Raw genomic sequence first — 14,962 nt, forward strand, 5'->3', positions numbered from 1 at the left:
ATGATCGCCACTCGAAACCTTCGCCGCGCGCGTGTCCTGATCGTCGGGTGCGGCGATGTCGGCATGCGCGCGCTGCCGCTTTTGCATGCGCGTGCCGGCGCGCCCCGCGTCATCGCGCTCACGCATCATCCGGAGCGCGGGGGCGAACTGCGCGCGGCCGGCGCCACGCCGATTTCCGGTGATCTCGATCTGCGCCGCAGCCTCGGAAGGCTCGCGGGCCTCGCGCGCAACGTGCTGCATCTCGCGCCGCCGCAGCGTGACGGCGATTCCGACCGCCGCACGCGCGCGCTGATTGCCGCATTGCGCCGCCCGCGCCGCTCGGTGGCGCGCGGCGCAAAGACCCACTGGCTGCATCCGGATCGAGCCGGAAAAACGTCTTTCATTGTACCCGACGGCCTTCGCGCGGCCACGCAGCGGCGGAGCGGGCCGGGCACGCGCTTCGTCTACGCCAGCACGACCGGCGTGTACGGCGACTGCGCCGGCGCGTGGATCGACGAAACACGTCCGGCGCGGCCGGAGAACGAGCGTGCGCGGCGGCGCGTGTCGGCGGAGCGGCAGTTGCGCGCGGCGGGCGTGGGAAGCGGGTGGCGCGTGTCGATCGCGCGGATTCCGGGCATTTACGCGGCCAATCGCCTGCCGGTTGCGCGCATCGAAAAGGGCATGCCCGCGCTTATCGATTCCGACGACGTCTACACGAATCACATTCACGCCGACGATCTCGCCGCGATCCTTTTGCGCGCGCTCGCACGCGGGCGGCCGCAGCGCGTGATCAACGCCTCGGACGACACCGACCTGCGCATGGCGGATTACTTCGACCGGGTGGCCGATGCGTACGGACTGCCGCGTGTGCCGCGCGTTTCGCGGCAGGAAGCCGAAGCGCGCCTGGAACCCGTCACGCTTTCGTTCATGCGCGAATCGCGACGGCTATCCAATGCGCGCCTGAAGCGCGAACTGGGCTACGCGCTACGTCATCCGACGGTCGACGATTTCCTGAAATCGGCCACGCGGCGCTAGATCAGCGCCGGGATCGTTTCGAGCAGGACGAAGCACATCAGCGCGCCGATCAATGCGCCGATGAGATTCGGCGAATACTTGTGGCGCATGTGCATGACGATGGCTAGCACCCCGATGAGCACAGCACTCAGCGCGACGAACGCAATCATCGCGACGGTCAAGTGGGAGACCATGATGCCCTCCTGCTTTTTTGATAGTCATTTTTGGTATCCGTAAGACCAGTATATGAGTGCGCGCGGCGGAAGGCATGCTGCGCCGCAGCGCCCGCCATTGAGGGCTTTTACCGATTTGCATGCTCAATGCGCGTCGATGAAGGCGAGCACGTCCGTGCAAACCGGCGAGCCCGCGCGCTGCGCCGCCGAAATCGCATCGACGAGCTGAACGTGGCCGAGGCCCGCGTAGGTTTTCAGCTCGACGGCGTCGTCGTGTGCGCGCAACGCGTCGGCGAATCGCGTGCTGTTCGACGGATCGACGACGGTATCGGCGGTGCCGGTGGCGAGCAGCATCGGCGGTTCGTTGCCGGTGACGAAATCGATCGGCAGCGTCTGCCCGCGCAGCGCGTCCGGAAAGATGTCCGACATATGCGCTTCGCGCGGCGGGATGGCCGCATAGGGGCCGGCGAGACCGATCATTCCGCGCAGTTCCGACTTCGACATGCCGTGCGCCGCGAGGTAGCGCGGATCGGTCGCGAGCATCGCCGCGATATGCGCGCCGGCGGAATGCCCCATCACGCCGATACGGCCGGGATCGCCGCCGAAGTCGCGCGCATGGTCGCGCGTCCAGCGCACGGCGGCCGCGGCGTCGTCGATGAAGCCGGGAAAGATGGTCTCGGGATACACGCGATAGTCCGGCACGATCGTCACGACGCCGCGTTGCGCGAGCGTCTGCGCGACGCCGCGGGCATCCGCGCGCTGGCCGCCTTGCCAGCTCCCGCCGTAGAAATACACGACGACGGGCCGCGCGGCGTTCGTGCGGCTGTGCGGCGCATACACGTCGAGCTTCTGGCGCGGTGCGGTGCCGTAGGCGAGGCCATCGGCCTGCTCGTCGTTCTGCGCCCGCGCCCGCGCACCGGCGAGGCCGGCCGCGCACGCGACGAGCGTCAGGGAAATGAACCGCCGTCTCGCCGGGATGTGCATGATGGGTTCGTCCTTCGATGTGATCGAACAACGGCTGCGGCGCATCCGGCGCGGCGGCTTGGAAGCGAAGCTACGGCGTCGTATCCGGCTCCCGGCGCAGCGCGGCGAGATCGGCTTCATCGAGCCAGCGCCATGCACCTTCGGCAAGCGTGCCAGGCAAAGCATAACCGCCGACCCGCTCGCGATGCAGTTTCTCCACGCGGTTCCCGGCGGCCGCGACCATGCGCTTCACCTGATGATATTTGCCCTCGAGCACGGTGAGTTCGACGAGCCGCTCGTCGCGTCGCACGGCCGCGAGCGCGGCGCTCGGTTTCGACTCGCCGTGCAGCAGCACGCCATCGCGCAGCTTCGAGAGTTGCGCATCGTCGAGCGGATGGCGCACGGTCGCGAGATAGACCTTCGGCACCTTCCGTTTGGGCGACGTGAACGCGTGAACGAACGCGCCGTCATCGGAGAGAAGGAGCAGGCCGGTGGTGTCCTGATCTAGCCGGCCGACCGACTGCACGCCGCGTTCGACGAACTGCGGCGGCAGCAGATGAAACACGCTCAGATGATGCTGCGGATCGCGCGAGCATTCGTAGCCCGCAGGCTTGTTGAGCGCGATGTACGCCTTCTCGCAATACGGCCAGAGATGATCGTCGACTTCGAATTCGAGACCGGGCGTGACGGGAAGATCGGCATGCGGATCGTCGCGCACGACGCCCGCGATACGCACGCGGCCTTCGGCGACGATGCCGCGGCACTGGCGGCGCGACCCGAAGCCTTGGGAGAAGAGGAGGGTTTCGAGGTCCATCGGATGAGCGGAGTTGAAGCGCGCATTCTAGCAAGCCGCGCTTTCGGTCCGCGTTCGCCGGACGCGTCTCGCATCGGCGCTACAAAAAGAGCGCCGCCCGAACCGCGGGCGGCGCCGAGCGTGGCGATGCGCATTCGGACGAAGGGGCGTCCGGGGCCGGCGTCATCGCCCAGGGAAACGCGCCGCGCGCTTCATTGCATGTCGATGCGGCCGTACACGCCGTCGGCTTCGAAGTTCGGTCCGGCCGCGAAGAAGAGCGTGTTGGAGGGCTGCGCGCTCAGGTTGTTGCCGAACGCGATGCCCCACAAGCCGCGCTGCACGAGCGGCGTGCCGTCCGTATTCATGAACTGGCCGACGAACGCGCCGCTATTCGGATCGAACGCGTTGATCGTGCCGTCGCCGAAATTGCCGACGAGAATGTCGTTGCTGAAGGTGCCGAAGTTGCCGGGCGCCTGCGCGATGCCCCACGGCGCATTCAGCGGGCCGTTGGCCGCGAAGCGCTGCATCAGGTTGCCGTCGAGGTCGAACACGTCGACGAAGCCCTGGCCCGCGCCGGGCACGTCGTCCTCGGCGTCGCTGTCCTGCTTCGCGTAGGTGACGAAGATCTTCGAGCCGATCGCCTGGATGCCGAAGGGCGCGAAGCCCGCCGGAAGCTGCGTGTCCGTGAAGCCGCCGGGCACGACGATTTTCGTGAAGGTGCCGTCGAAGACATCGATCCTGTTGTTGTGGAAGTCGGTGGCATAGAGACGATGCCCGCCCGCCGCCGTCGTGGCGATCGCGAGTCCCTTGTAGATGGCGCCCGATGCGCTCGAATCGACGGCGGTGAACGCGTGCGTCATGTCGACGGCGGGCGCCCACGCGGTGATCGAGCCGCCTTCGCCCGCGAAGATGAACGCGGCGACGCCCGACTTGCCGTTGCGCGCGAGCGTGAGATCCGGTCCTTTGTTGAAGACGATTCCGGTGGGATTGGCCGGACCGTTCGCGGTCGCGGGAATCGACACGACGAGCGATTGAACGACGCCGTTGCCGTCATAGAGCGTGGCCGTCTGCGTGCCGTTGTTGGCGACCCACACGAAGCCGTTCGGATTGAACGCGACGCCCCAGCCGTTTTTCAGGTTCGGGTCCGTGTGGGGCGCGGGCACGGCGCCATCGGAGACGACGATCGACATCTTGAAGCGCGTCGCCGCCGGCATGTTGTCGTTCGAGCTGCCGCCGCCGCACGAGGCGAGGCCCGTCAATGTCATGACCGCGGCGGCGCAGACGATGAAGCGGCTCCACATTCCGGATTGCATGATGGTGACTCCTTCGGCAGCGGTCCGCCGTCAGTTCGTTCGTCACCTCTAAACGGATGGGCCTCGCGGCTTATTCCGTTCGCAATCCGTGCGCTTGTTTCGATGCGTGTCAGTGCGCGTCGCCGCGTCCCTTCGATGTCACCGGCACGCCGAGCCCGAAGAGCGTGAAACGCGAGTCGTCGTCATCGCTCGACATCGCGGGGTGGCGCGAGCCTGCGGTCCAGCGGCCGTCGAAGGTCATCGTCGGAACGATCGGCTTCGGTATGCCGCTGGCTTGCCGGAAGTACTCGGTATTGGTCTCGTTCTGCACGGCGAGCGCACGGCGCAAGGTCGCCTGCGTTTGACCGTTGCGCGGATCGAGCGACACCGCACGGCGCGCATTGCGCAATGCGCACGCTGCGTCCATGTTCGCGGCGCAATTGCGCGCGGTCGCCATCGCGCCATCGCGCGCGCGTTCCTGACGCGACAATTCGGCCGCGAGCTGCTGGATTTCCGGACTGCGCGGCTCGCTCGCATAGAGGCCGCGCATATGGCGGCGCGCGGTCGTGAGATCGCGGCTGGCGAGTGCTTGCTGGAGCGACGCGATGCTTCGTGCGACGGCAGCGGGAAGCGGGTCCGCGACCGGTGGTGTCGGATGCGCGGCGGGTTTTTCGGCGGCTGCGATCGTCGGAGTGTTTCGAGGCGGCTCGGTCGTGCGCGCGACGGGCGCGGGGGTTTGTGTCGCCGGTTTTGCAGGGACCGGGGTGGCTGCTGTCAGCGTCGTGCTGACACGCGGTTCCGGTTTTTGCACCGATGCGATGACCGGCGTCGCCGGTTTGATCGACGGCGCAGCGGCAGCGACCGGCGCGCTCGTCGTCGTGTTCGGTGTTGCGGGCTTCGTCACGGCTACGGCGGTCGATGACGTGATGTTCGGCGACGGCGCGTTCGCCGTTGCGTGTGCCATTGGCGCGGCGGGCATCGTCGGCTTCGCGGGTGCGGCGGCCAACGTGCTGGCCGATGCAGGCGCGTTAGCGGCAACAACGACGCGTGGTGCGACCGACGGGGCTTCCGTCGTCGCACGCGCTGCGACCGGAATGCTCGGCGGCTTCGCGGGTGCTGCGGCGGCTATCGTGCTAGCCGATGCAGGCGCGCTAGCGGAGACAACGACGCGCGGTGCGACCGACGGGGCTTCCGTCGCCGCATGCGCTGCGACCGGAATGCTCGGCGAAGCAACGGCGTGTTCTTCGCGCGCGTGATTCGCCTTCGCCATCACCGACGCCGACGCCGGCGCGACGGCCTGCGCGTTCGTCGATTCCGGTTTGGCTCGCATCAACGAGGCATGCCGCGCAGCGTCTGCGCCCGGCGCGCCGGACGCGCGGTCGCGAACCGAGCCCGCCACGCTGATGCCTGGATCGTCGCTGACCGGCGGGGCATTGTCATCCAGACGCGCATAGAAGTAACCGCCGACCGCTATGCTCGCGACCACGCCGCTGACCAGCACGGCGATGGTCGTGTGCGCGGACTTGCGGCGCTGCTCCTGCGCGTCGCCGGGCTCGATGAAGTTGGGATAGGACGTCAGCATCCTGCGGCGCACGAGGCGTTGCAGCCAGTGGCTGTCATCCCAATCGACGATATCGAGTTGAGCAGGCACCGGCACGGGTGCGCGGGTCTCCGCGCGGCTCGTGAAAATCGCGCCCTGGCGATCGGCGCCGCAGGACGGGCAGGTGTCTTCCTCGGCTGGCGAAACCGTGTTGCAGCGTTTGCAGATGACGGAGTCGAGTGACAGCGAGTAATCAGGTCGATTCATGTCGTACCCTTCTTCGAGTTATGGCTCGACGCATCGCGCGAGCGGGTCACGACATCGAGATGGTCCTAAGCAACCTGAAATGCGGGCGCTGCGCGAGCGAGCATCCCCGTGATGCTCCTCGCGCCGGGATTCTGAATGCCGATGGGAGGTATTTTTGCGGCGCTCGGTGAAACGCGTCTACGCGATTGCGCACATTCGCGAATCGTGACGCCTGGGAGAAACGATGACGACGTCTGTGCAGACACGACATAGCCATCTGGATGACTTCCCGCAAATGTTTGCGCGGGCGAAATTGCGTGTCATCAGATACAAAAGGATGATGACAATGCAATCGAACGGCTTTGACGCGACGGCGCGGCAGTTGATAGTCGGACTGCCGCTGTTCATGGGCATGATCGAATACATCTTGCGAGTGGCGCTGAAGCAGCCCGGGAAGGACGATTTCTTTCCGATCTCGCTCGTCGCCTCCAGCGTCAGTCTGAACATTGCGCTGGCCGCGCTGCCGGGCGAACTGCGCGGCGGGTTCTGGACCTCGGCGCAGCGAATCGGTCAGGCGATGTTTATCGCGAATCTGGGAATTTTCGCCTCGCTGATTGGCGTGCTCCTGTGGATATACTTGCTCGTGGCTTCGTTTAGTGAAGAGGTCCGAGGAATCTTGCCGCTTCATCCGTTGCGGGATTCTTTGGTCTACTATGTATTTTCAATCGTGGCGAATGAATGGAAGGCGAGGGTGGCAAGATGATGAACTTCGTACTGGGATTTTTTAGAGAGTATTGGCCCGTCGTCCTGGCGTGCGCGTTCGCGAGATACGGTGCTCCCGTTGTGGCGGACTGGCTTTTTCGCCATTTCCCGAAGGAAGCGTCTCAGGGCGGAACGGAGCGGCGTTCGGGCGTCGATTGAAACGGCTTGACGCGAATAGGTCAACGTCACGCGATCCCGGAGTGCGTCCGGGAACGGCCCGGCCCAAACGCAAAAAAGCCGCTCACGACGGAGCGGCTTTTCCAATAATCTTGGTGCCCAGGGCCGGAATCGAACCGGCACGCCTTGCGGCGGGGGATTTTGAGTCCCCTGCGTCTACCAATTTCACCACCTGGGCCTTGATCGACTCGCACCGCAACACACCGCAGCAACAAGCCAATCGAGTCGGCGATTATGACCGAAAACACCGCCGCCGGCAAGCAGCAACGGCGGCGTTTTCGCAAGCTCGGAAATTACTGGGCGAGATACGTGAACGCGCCGTTCCTGATCACGCCCATCACGCTCGCGCGTTGATCCAGGCCGACGTGATCCGTCGCGCTCGTATTCACGACGCCGTTCGGCACGACGAGTTCATGCGCGTGCTCCAGTTCCGAGCGCAGCGCCACGCGAAACTCCTTCGTGCCCGGTTTGCCGGACTTGAGCGCGCGCGCAACAGCGTCCTGCAAACGCGGATAGACGCCCGCCGCATCGCCCGCGAATTGCGTAACCGTGCCCTTACCGTACTTGTCCTCGTAGGCGTTCGCGAACGCGAGCGCGGCCTTTTTCGACGGATGATCCGCCGGCAGCGTCCGCGCGACGACGACCGGCTGCGTCGGGAACAGCGTGCCTTCTACATCCTTGCCGCCGAGCTTGATGAACTCGGGCGTCGCGATGCCGTGCGTCTGATAGATCGCGCCCTTGTAGCCGCGCTCGACGAGCGTGCGTTGCGGCAGCACCGTCGGCGTGCCCGCGCCCGCGATCAGCACCGCGTCCGGCTTCGCGGCCATCAGCTTGAGAATCTGGCCGGTGACGCTCGCATCGGTCCGGTTGAAGCGCTCGCTCGCGACAATCCTGATATGGCGCAGATCGGCGAACTTGGTGAACTCGTTGAGCCAGCTATCGCCGTAACTGTCCGCGAAACCGATGAAACCGACCGTCTTCACGCCGTGATTGGCCATGTAGCGCGTCATCACGTCGGCCATCGCGCGGTCGGTCTGCGCCATCTTGAATGCCCACACCTTCTTGCCTTCCTGCGGCTCCACGACCGAGGCCGAGCCGATCAGCGTGATCATCGGCGTTTCGGATTCGGCGACGGGATCGAGCGCGGCAAGCGCGGCGGGCGTGATGTTCGGCCCGACGATCACATCGACATGATCCTCGCTGATGAGCTTGCGGATGTTGCGCACGGCCGCGCCCGGGTCCGAGCCGTCGTCGAGGATGATGTACTCCGCGTTCTGCCCGGCGATGGTCTTCGGCCACATCAGCATCGCGTTCTTGCTGGTGATGCCGATGGCGGCGGCGGGGCCGGTGCTCGACAGGTCGATGCCGACCTTCAGTTGCGCGTGCGCGGCCGCGGCGATTACGGACAAGGCAACGCCGGCAGCGAGCCGGCGCGTGAACTTCGACAGCGTCATCGGAAAGGTCTCCAGGGGAGTGAATTTTTTGAGGCAGCGTGCGCCGCCATTTTATTCAGAGCTCGTAGCTCTCGTGCTCTCCGGTAAGCGCCTGCTCGATCAGCTTGCGGTTCAGCGACGGCGACAGCAGTTCGACGAGCGTATACACATAGCTGCGCAGATACGCGCCCTGCTTGAGCGCAAGGCGCGTGACGTTCGTGCCGAACAGATGGCCGACCGGCATCGCGCGCAGATGCTTGTCGCGCTCCGGATTGAACGCGATATCCGCCAGAATCCCGACGCCGAGCCCGAGTTCGACGTAAGTCTTGATCACGTCCGCATCGATGGCTTCGAGCACGACGTCGGGCGTCAGATTGCGCCGGGCGAACGCCTGATTGATCTTCGTGCGCCCGGCGAACGATGCCTCGTAGGTGATGATCGGGTATTGCGCGAGATCGTCGAGCGTGAGCGTCTTGCGTTCGAGCAGCGGATGATCCGGCAGCATGACGGCGAGATGCTGCCACTGAAAGCAGGGCAGCGACACCAGTTCCTTATAGTTGGCGATCGCCTCGGTCGCGATGGCGATATCCGCCTGATCGTGGATCACCATTTCGGCGACTTGCGTCGGGCTGCCTTGCAGGATCGAAAGATGGACCTTCGGAAAGCGCTTCTTGAACTCCGCGATCGCGGCCGGCAATGAATAGCGGGCCTGCGTGTGCGTGGCCGCGATGACAAGATTGCCCTGATCCTGCGCCGCGTAATCCTTACCGACGCGCTTCAGACTCTCCACTTCCTGCAATATTTTCTCGACCGACGCGAGGATGATGCGCCCCGGCTCCGTCAGCGATCTCACGCGCTTGCCGTGCCGCGTGAAGATTTCGACGCCCAGCTCGTCCTCCAGCTCGATGATCGCCTTCGAGACGCCCGGCTGCGATGTATACAGCGCCTTCGCGGCTTCCGTCAGGTTGAAGTTCTGCCGGACGGCCTCGCGCACGAAGCGGAACTGGTGCAGATTCATATATAACTCAGCCGCATATCAAAGTAATTTTTCAGTCGTTTGCAATATATAGCAGGTTCTTTACTATCAGTCCAATTTTTCCAATATCCATATCTCTATCTGTCATAAGCAAATGAGCGTTCCGTCTGAACGACGCTCGCGACAGGGACTCAATGGATATTCGATGGATGAGACGCGCGACGTAACCTAGGACGCCGCGCCTTGACAAGAACTTGGGGCCCCCGAATGTACCAATACGATCAGATCGACCAACGCATCGTCGACGAACGTGTCGCGCAGTACGCTGACCAGGTCCGCCGCCGGCTGTCGGGCGAATTGACCGAAGAGGAATTCCGTCCGCTGCGTCTGCAAAACGGCTTGTACATGCAGCGTCACGCGTACATGCACCGCATCGCGATTCCGTACGGCAACCTGCGCAGCGACCAGCTCCGCATGCTCGGCACGATCGCACGCGAACACGACCGCGGCTACGGTCACTTCTCGACGCGCACGAACATCCAGTTCAACTGGGTCGAGCTCGAAGAAACGCCGGAAATCCTGCGCAAACTCGCTTCGGTGCAGATGCACGCGATCCAGACTTCGGGCAACTGCATCCGCAATATCACCGCCGACCAGTTCGCCGGCGTCGCGCCCGACGAGCAGGTCGATCCGCGTCCGTGGTCGGAAATCCTGCGTCAGTGGTCGACGTTCCATCCGGAATTCGCGTGGCTGCCGCGCAAGTTCAAGATCGCGGTGAACGGCTCGGCGGAAGACCGCGCGGCCGTGCAGATTCACGATCTCGGCGTGTATCTGAAGAAGAATGCGCAGGGCGAAGTCGTGATGGACATTCTCGCGGGCGGCGGTCTCGGCCGCACGCCGATCGTCGGCGCGATCATCAAGCGCGATCTGCCGTGGCAACATCTGATCACCTACTGCGAAGCCGTGCTGCGTGTGTACAACCGCTACGGCCGCCGCGACAACATGTACAAGGCGCGCATCAAGATTCTCGTGAAGGCGCTGTCGGCGGAGAAGTTCTCGAAGCAGGTCGAGGAAGAGTGGCAGCATCTGAAGGACGGCCCGTCGACGATCACGCAGGAAGAAGTCGATCGCGTGTCGACGTTCTTCGCGCCGCCGGTCTACGAAAAGCTCGCGGACACGGATGCCTCGTACGAAAAGCATCTGATCGAAAGCAAGCCGTTCGCGCGCTGGGTCGAGCGCAACGTGCGTCCGCACAAGGTGCCGGGCTATGCGGCGGTGACGCTGTCGCTGAAGCAGCGCCATATCGCGCCGGGCGACGCCACCGACAAGCAGATGGACGACGTCGCCGCGCTCGCCGACGAGTTCTCGTTCGGCGAAATTCGCGTGTCGCACGAGCAGAACCTGATTCTCGCGAACGTGAAGAAGCGCGACCTGCATACCGTGTGGGAACGCGCGAAGGCGCTCGGTTTCGCGACGGCGAACATCGGCCTCCTGACGGACATCATCGCGTGCCCGGGCGGCGACTTCTGCTCGCTCGCGAACGCGAAGTCCATCCCGATCGCGCTCGCCATTCAGGACCGTTTCAACGATCTCGACTACGTGCACGATCTCGGCGATCTGTCGCTGAACATTTCGGGCTGCATCAACGCGTGCGGTCATCACCACGTCGGCAACATCGGCATTCTGGGCGTCGATAAGGACGGCTCGGAGTGGTATCAGTTGACGCTCGGCGGCGAGCAGAGCTCGGGCGCGACCGGCGCGCATCTCGGCAAGGTGATCGGCCCGTCGTTCTCGGCCGAAGAGATGCCCGACGTGATCTCGCAAGTGATCGATACCTTCGTCGACAACCGCATGGAAGGCGAGCGCTTCATCGAGACGTTCGGCCGCATCGGCATGGCGCCGTTCAAGGAGCGCGTGTACGCATCGCGCCAGGCTCACGCTTAAGGATTTGCAAATGACGTTGATCATCAAGAACCGCGCCGTAGTCGAAGACGATTTCACCGTCGTGCGTGCCGCCGAAGACGGCGCGTTGCCCGCTGTCGATGCATTGCCCGCCGGCAAGATCATCGTGCCGTTCGCGCTCTGGAAAGAGCACAAGTCGGCGATCGTCGCATCGCGCGCGAAGGAAGACATCGGCGTGTGGCTCGCGCCGGATGACGAACCCGCGGACCTCGCGCCGGACTTCGGCGTGCTTTCCGTGATCGCGGTCGACTTCCCGGTGTTCCGCGATGGCCGCGGCTTCTCTATCGGCCGGCTGCTGCGCGAGCGTTATCAGTGGACGGGCGAACTGCGCGCGATCGGCGACGTGCTGCGCGATCAGGTGCTGTTCCATTCGCGTTGCGGCTTCGATGCGTTCGCGGTGCGCGCGGACAAGGACATCAACGACGCGCTGAACGCGTTCAACGAATTCACCGAGCTGTATCAGGGCGCGACCGACAATCTCGAACCGCTGTTCCGCCGTCGCGCGGCGCTCGTCGCAGCTCACGGAGCCTGATGCATGACCCCTGAATTGCAAGCCAAGGTTGAACGCCTGGATGCGCTGCTCGATTCGATCGCGGCGCGCCATCAGAGCGTCAAGCTAGCCAGCAGCCTCGCCGCCGAAGACATGGTGCTCACGCACGCCATTCTTTCGCGCGGCGTGAAGATCGGCATCTTCTCGTTGAATACGGGCCGCCTGCACGCGGAAACGCTCGGCATGCTCGACACCGTGAAGGCGCGCTACGGCTACGACATCGAGCAGTTCCATCCGCAGCAGGACGCGGTCGATGCCTACGTGCGCGATCACGGCCTGAACGCGTTCTACGAAAGCATTGATTTACGCAAGAGCTGCTGCCATATCCGCAAGGTCGAGCCGCTCAATCGCGCGCTGTCGGATGTGTCCGCGTGGGTGACGGGCCAGCGTCGCGAGCAATCGGTGACGCGCGCCGAGCTGCACGAGGAAGAGCAAGACGCGCCGCGCGGCATCGCGAAGTTCAATCCGCTCGCGGACTGGAACGAAACCGATGTGTGGGATTACCTGAAAGCCTTCGACGTTCCGGTGAATCCGCTGCATGCGCGCGGCTATCCGAGCATCGGTTGCGAGCCCTGCACGCGCGCCGTGCGTCCCGGTGAAGACAGCCGGGCGGGCCGCTGGTGGTGGGAATCGCGCGACACGAAGGAATGCGGCCTGCACATCACGAACATCAAGATCGTCGAAGAAGCTCCGAGCTCGGCGATCTAAGGCGCGCAAGACGCCGCATCAAACCCTGTCATTGAACGCATCGTCGCTTTGGAAATCGCATGACGCTGCATAAAAAAGGATCGACGAACATGAGCACGACGCTCGACTCAACCGTCACCGCACCGATCGCCAACAAGGCGACCCGCATGGATCACCTGGATTGGCTCGAAGCCGAGTCGATCCACATCATTCGCGAACTCGTCGCGGAATGCAGCAAGCCCGCGCTCCTGTTCTCGGGCGGCAAGGATTCGGTCGTCGTGCTGCATCTCGCGCTCAAGGCGTTCGGTCTCGGCGCGGGCCGCGCGACCCAGTTGCCGTTCCCGCTGGTGCATATCGACACGGGTCACAACTTCCAGGAAGTGATCGACTTCCGCGACGCCCGCGCGGCCGAAATCGGCGCGGAACTGGTCGTCGGCCATGTGGAAGATTCGATCAAGAAGGGCACGGTGCGCCTGCGTCGCGAGACGGATTCGCGCAATGCCGCGCAAGCGGTGACGCTGCTCGAAACCATCGAGGAATACGGCTATACGGCGATGATCGGCGGTGCGCGCCGCGACGAAGAGAAGGCGCGCGCGAAGGAGCGCATCTTCTCGTTCCGCGACGAATTCGGTCAGTGGGATCCGAAGGCGCAGCGCCCGGAACTGTGGAGCATCTACAACGCGCGTCTGCATGCGGGCGAGCATCTGCGCGTGTTCCCGATCTCGAACTGGACCGAGCTCGACGTGTGGCAATACATCGCCCGCGAGAAGCTCGAACTGCCGTCGATCTACTACGCGCACGACCGCGAGATCATCCGCCGCAACGGTTTGCTCGTGCCGCTCACGCCGCTCACGCCGCTGCGCGAGGGCGAAACGTCGGAAGTGGCGCAGGTGCGTTTTCGGACCGTCGGCGACATCAGCTGCACGTGCCCGGTCGCGAGCGACGCCGACGATGTCGAGAAGATCATCGCCGAAACAGCCGTGACGGAAATCACGGAGCGCGGCGCGACGCGCATGGACGACCAGGCGTCCGAAGCCGCGATGGAACAGCGCAAGAAGCAAGGTTATTTCTAAGCCACACGCCCCAAGGAACGAAAGAATCATGAGCATTTATCAAGCTGAAGACCTGGGCGTGTTGCGCTTCATCACGGCGGGCAGTGTCGACGACGGCAAGAGCACGCTGATCGGCCGTCTGCTGTACGACAGCAAGGCTGTGCTGTCGGACCAGTTGTCGGCGATCTCGCGTGCGAAGAACAAGCGCACCGTGGGCGATGAAATCGATCTGTCGCTGCTGACGGACGGCCTCGAAGCCGAGCGCGAGCAGGGCATCACCATCGACGTCGCGTATCGCTATTTCGCCACTGCGAAGCGCAAGTTCATCATCGCCGATACGCCGGGCCACGAGCAGTACACGCGCAACATGGTGACGGGCGCATCGACGGCGCATGCCGCGATCATTCTCGTCGACGCCACGCGCGTCACGTTCGAGAACGGCGTCGCGCAACTGCTGCCGCAGACCAAGCGCCACAGCGCGATCGTCAAGCTGCTCGGTCTGCAGCACGCGATCGTCGCGATCAACAAGATGGATCTGGTCGATTACAGCGAAGCGCGCTTCAACGAAATCCGCGATGCGTATGTCACGCTCGCGCATCAGCTCGGTCTGTCGAACGTGCGCTTCGTGCCGGTGTCGGCGCTGAAGGGCGACAACATCGTGACGGCGAGCGAGCGCATGCCGTGGTACGCGGGCGAGCCGCTGCTCGATCTGCTCGAGTCGCTGCCGGTCGCGCAGCCGAACGATCAGGCGCTGCGTTTCCCGGTGCAGTGGGTCGCGCGCCAGGACGGCTCGCAGGCCGACGATTTCCGCGGTTACATGGGCCGCGTCGAGGCGGGCGAAGTGCGCGTCGGCGATTCGATCCTCGTGCTGCCGGCCAATCGTGAAGCGAGCGTCGCCGAGATCATCGCGCCGGTGCCGGGCGGCGTCGCGCCGGTGGATCGCGCTTTCGCGGGCCAGACGGTGACGATTCGCCTGACGGAAGACGTCGATGTTTCGCGCGGCGATACGTTCGTGCCGGCATCGCAGAAGGTCGAGCCGACCAGGAAGCTCGAAGCGGACATTTGCTGGTTCGACGAAGAGCCGCTCTCGCCGCAGCGCAAATATTTGCTGAAGCAGACGACCAACACGGTGTTCGCGCGTATCGGCGCGGTGAAGCAGGTGCTGGACGTGCATACGCTGTCGCATTCGGTCGATCGCACCACGCTCGCGATGAACGATATCGGCCGCGTGGCGCTCACGCTGCAGAAGCCGATCGTCGCGGACGAGTACGATACGCATCAGGGCACCGGCGCGTTCGTGCTGATCGACGAAGCGACGCATCACACGGTCGCGGCCGGTATGATTCGTGCCATTGCTGGCTAA

14 protein-coding genes and 1 tRNA gene are annotated in these 14,962 nt (G+C 64.4%); 7 read left to right on the plus strand and 8 right to left on the minus strand.

Annotated features, from left to right (window positions below; translation table 11 throughout):
- Positions 1-1,014: an NAD-dependent epimerase/dehydratase family protein gene (locus QCE73_RS03150; RefSeq protein ID WP_309879721.1), complete on the plus strand. Its 1,014-nt coding sequence runs from the start codon at positions 1-3 to the stop codon at positions 1,012-1,014.
- On the opposite strand, the gene QCE73_RS03155 is transcribed toward QCE73_RS03150, so the two are convergent.
- From QCE73_RS03155 to QCE73_RS03175, 5 genes are all read right to left on the minus strand, one after another.
- Complete coding sequence (locus QCE73_RS03155; RefSeq protein WP_035497911.1) at positions 1,011-1,187, minus strand: hypothetical protein; 177 nt, start codon at positions 1,185-1,187, stop codon at positions 1,011-1,013. The genes QCE73_RS03150 and QCE73_RS03155 overlap by 4 nt on opposite strands.
- A 123-nt stretch (positions 1,188-1,310) precedes the next feature.
- The gene (locus QCE73_RS03160; RefSeq protein WP_309879722.1) at positions 1,311-2,150 is read right to left on the minus strand and encodes an alpha/beta hydrolase; all 840 of its coding nucleotides are present in this window, start codon (positions 2,148-2,150) and stop codon (positions 1,311-1,313) included.
- Positions 2,151-2,220: 70 nt separating this feature from the next.
- Complete coding sequence (locus QCE73_RS03165) at positions 2,221-2,943, minus strand: 16S rRNA pseudouridine(516) synthase (RefSeq protein ID WP_309879723.1); 723 nt, start codon at positions 2,941-2,943, stop codon at positions 2,221-2,223.
- Positions 2,944-3,134: 191 nt separating this feature from the next.
- Entirely contained in the window at positions 3,135-4,235 is a 1,101-nt protein-coding gene (locus QCE73_RS03170) for a TIGR03118 family protein (protein WP_309879724.1), read from the minus strand.
- A 109-nt stretch (positions 4,236-4,344) separates the two neighbouring features.
- Entirely contained in the window at positions 4,345-6,021 is a 1,677-nt protein-coding gene (locus QCE73_RS03175; protein WP_309879726.1) for a hypothetical protein, read from the minus strand.
- Between the two features lie 223 nt (positions 6,022-6,244).
- Between QCE73_RS03175 and QCE73_RS03180 the strand changes: the two genes are divergently transcribed.
- Complete coding sequence (locus QCE73_RS03180) at positions 6,245-6,763, plus strand: hypothetical protein (RefSeq protein ID WP_309879727.1); 519 nt, start codon at positions 6,245-6,247, stop codon at positions 6,761-6,763.
- Positions 6,764-7,032: 269 nt separating this feature from the next.
- Here the strand turns inward: QCE73_RS03180 and QCE73_RS03185 are convergent.
- From QCE73_RS03185 to QCE73_RS03195, 3 genes are all read right to left on the minus strand, one after another.
- A tRNA-Leu gene (locus QCE73_RS03185) sits at positions 7,033-7,117 on the minus strand.
- Between the two features lie 115 nt (positions 7,118-7,232).
- Positions 7,233-8,393 carry an ABC transporter substrate-binding protein gene (locus QCE73_RS03190; protein ID WP_309879728.1) on the minus strand — a complete coding sequence of 387 codons (1,161 nt, stop codon included), beginning with the start codon at positions 8,391-8,393 and terminating at the stop codon, positions 7,233-7,235.
- 55 nt (positions 8,394-8,448) lie between these two features.
- Positions 8,449-9,390, minus strand: a complete 942-nt coding sequence (locus tag QCE73_RS03195) for a CysB family HTH-type transcriptional regulator (protein WP_035508205.1) — start codon at positions 9,388-9,390, stop codon at positions 8,449-8,451.
- Between the two features lie 225 nt (positions 9,391-9,615).
- Here QCE73_RS03195 and QCE73_RS03200 point away from each other — a divergent pair, with 225 nt between their 5' ends.
- From QCE73_RS03200 to QCE73_RS03220, 5 genes are all read left to right on the plus strand, one after another.
- The gene (locus QCE73_RS03200) at positions 9,616-11,292 is read left to right on the plus strand and encodes a nitrite/sulfite reductase (RefSeq protein WP_035508207.1); all 1,677 of its coding nucleotides are present in this window, start codon (positions 9,616-9,618) and stop codon (positions 11,290-11,292) included.
- A gap of 10 nt (positions 11,293-11,302) precedes the next feature.
- The gene (locus QCE73_RS03205) at positions 11,303-11,842 is read left to right on the plus strand and encodes a DUF934 domain-containing protein (RefSeq protein WP_309879730.1); all 540 of its coding nucleotides are present in this window, start codon (positions 11,303-11,305) and stop codon (positions 11,840-11,842) included.
- A gap of 3 nt (positions 11,843-11,845) precedes the next feature.
- On the plus strand, positions 11,846-12,568 hold the full coding sequence (locus QCE73_RS03210) for a phosphoadenylyl-sulfate reductase (protein ID WP_309879731.1): 723 nt from the start codon (positions 11,846-11,848) through the stop codon (positions 12,566-12,568).
- Positions 12,569-12,657: 89 nt separating this feature from the next.
- Positions 12,658-13,620 carry a sulfate adenylyltransferase subunit CysD gene (cysD, locus tag QCE73_RS03215; RefSeq protein WP_187607295.1) on the plus strand — a complete coding sequence of 321 codons (963 nt, stop codon included), beginning with the start codon at positions 12,658-12,660 and terminating at the stop codon, positions 13,618-13,620.
- Positions 13,621-13,648: 28 nt separating this feature from the next.
- Positions 13,649-14,962, plus strand: a complete 1,314-nt coding sequence (locus QCE73_RS03220) for a GTP-binding protein (RefSeq protein ID WP_222946641.1) — start codon at positions 13,649-13,651, stop codon at positions 14,960-14,962.

This window comes from Caballeronia sp. LZ029 (assembly GCF_031451275.1).
GTDB lineage: Bacteria > Pseudomonadota > Gammaproteobacteria > Burkholderiales > Burkholderiaceae > Caballeronia > Caballeronia jiangsuensis.

Excerpts from the sequence above, each read along its gene's own strand:
- QCE73_RS03190 (WP_309879728.1), bottom strand. The coding sequence starts at position 8,393 with ATGACGCTGTCGAAGTTCACGCGCCGGCTCGCTGCCGGCGTTGCCTTG.
- QCE73_RS03150 (WP_309879721.1), top strand. The coding sequence starts at position 1 with ATGATCGCCACTCGAAACCTTCGCCGCGCGCGTGTCCTGATCGTCGGG.
- QCE73_RS03170 (WP_309879724.1), bottom strand. The coding sequence starts at position 4,235 with ATGCAATCCGGAATGTGGAGCCGCTTCATCGTCTGCGCCGCCGCGGTC.
- QCE73_RS03200 (WP_035508207.1), top strand. The coding sequence starts at position 9,616 with ATGTACCAATACGATCAGATCGACCAACGCATCGTCGACGAACGTGTC.
- QCE73_RS03180 (WP_309879727.1), top strand. The coding sequence starts at position 6,245 with ATGACGACGTCTGTGCAGACACGACATAGCCATCTGGATGACTTCCCG.
- QCE73_RS03195 (WP_035508205.1), bottom strand. The coding sequence starts at position 9,390 with ATGAATCTGCACCAGTTCCGCTTCGTGCGCGAGGCCGTCCGGCAGAAC.
- QCE73_RS03160 (WP_309879722.1), bottom strand. The coding sequence starts at position 2,150 with ATGCACATCCCGGCGAGACGGCGGTTCATTTCCCTGACGCTCGTCGCG.
- QCE73_RS03175 (WP_309879726.1), bottom strand. The coding sequence starts at position 6,021 with ATGAATCGACCTGATTACTCGCTGTCACTCGACTCCGTCATCTGCAAA.
- QCE73_RS03155 (WP_035497911.1), bottom strand. The coding sequence starts at position 1,187 with ATGGTCTCCCACTTGACCGTCGCGATGATTGCGTTCGTCGCGCTGAGT.
- QCE73_RS03220 (WP_222946641.1), top strand. The coding sequence starts at position 13,649 with ATGAGCATTTATCAAGCTGAAGACCTGGGCGTGTTGCGCTTCATCACG.
- QCE73_RS03165 (WP_309879723.1), bottom strand. The coding sequence starts at position 2,943 with ATGGACCTCGAAACCCTCCTCTTCTCCCAAGGCTTCGGGTCGCGCCGC.
- QCE73_RS03210 (WP_309879731.1), top strand. The coding sequence starts at position 11,846 with ATGACCCCTGAATTGCAAGCCAAGGTTGAACGCCTGGATGCGCTGCTC.
- cysD (WP_187607295.1), top strand. The coding sequence starts at position 12,658 with ATGAGCACGACGCTCGACTCAACCGTCACCGCACCGATCGCCAACAAG.
- QCE73_RS03205 (WP_309879730.1), top strand. The coding sequence starts at position 11,303 with ATGACGTTGATCATCAAGAACCGCGCCGTAGTCGAAGACGATTTCACC.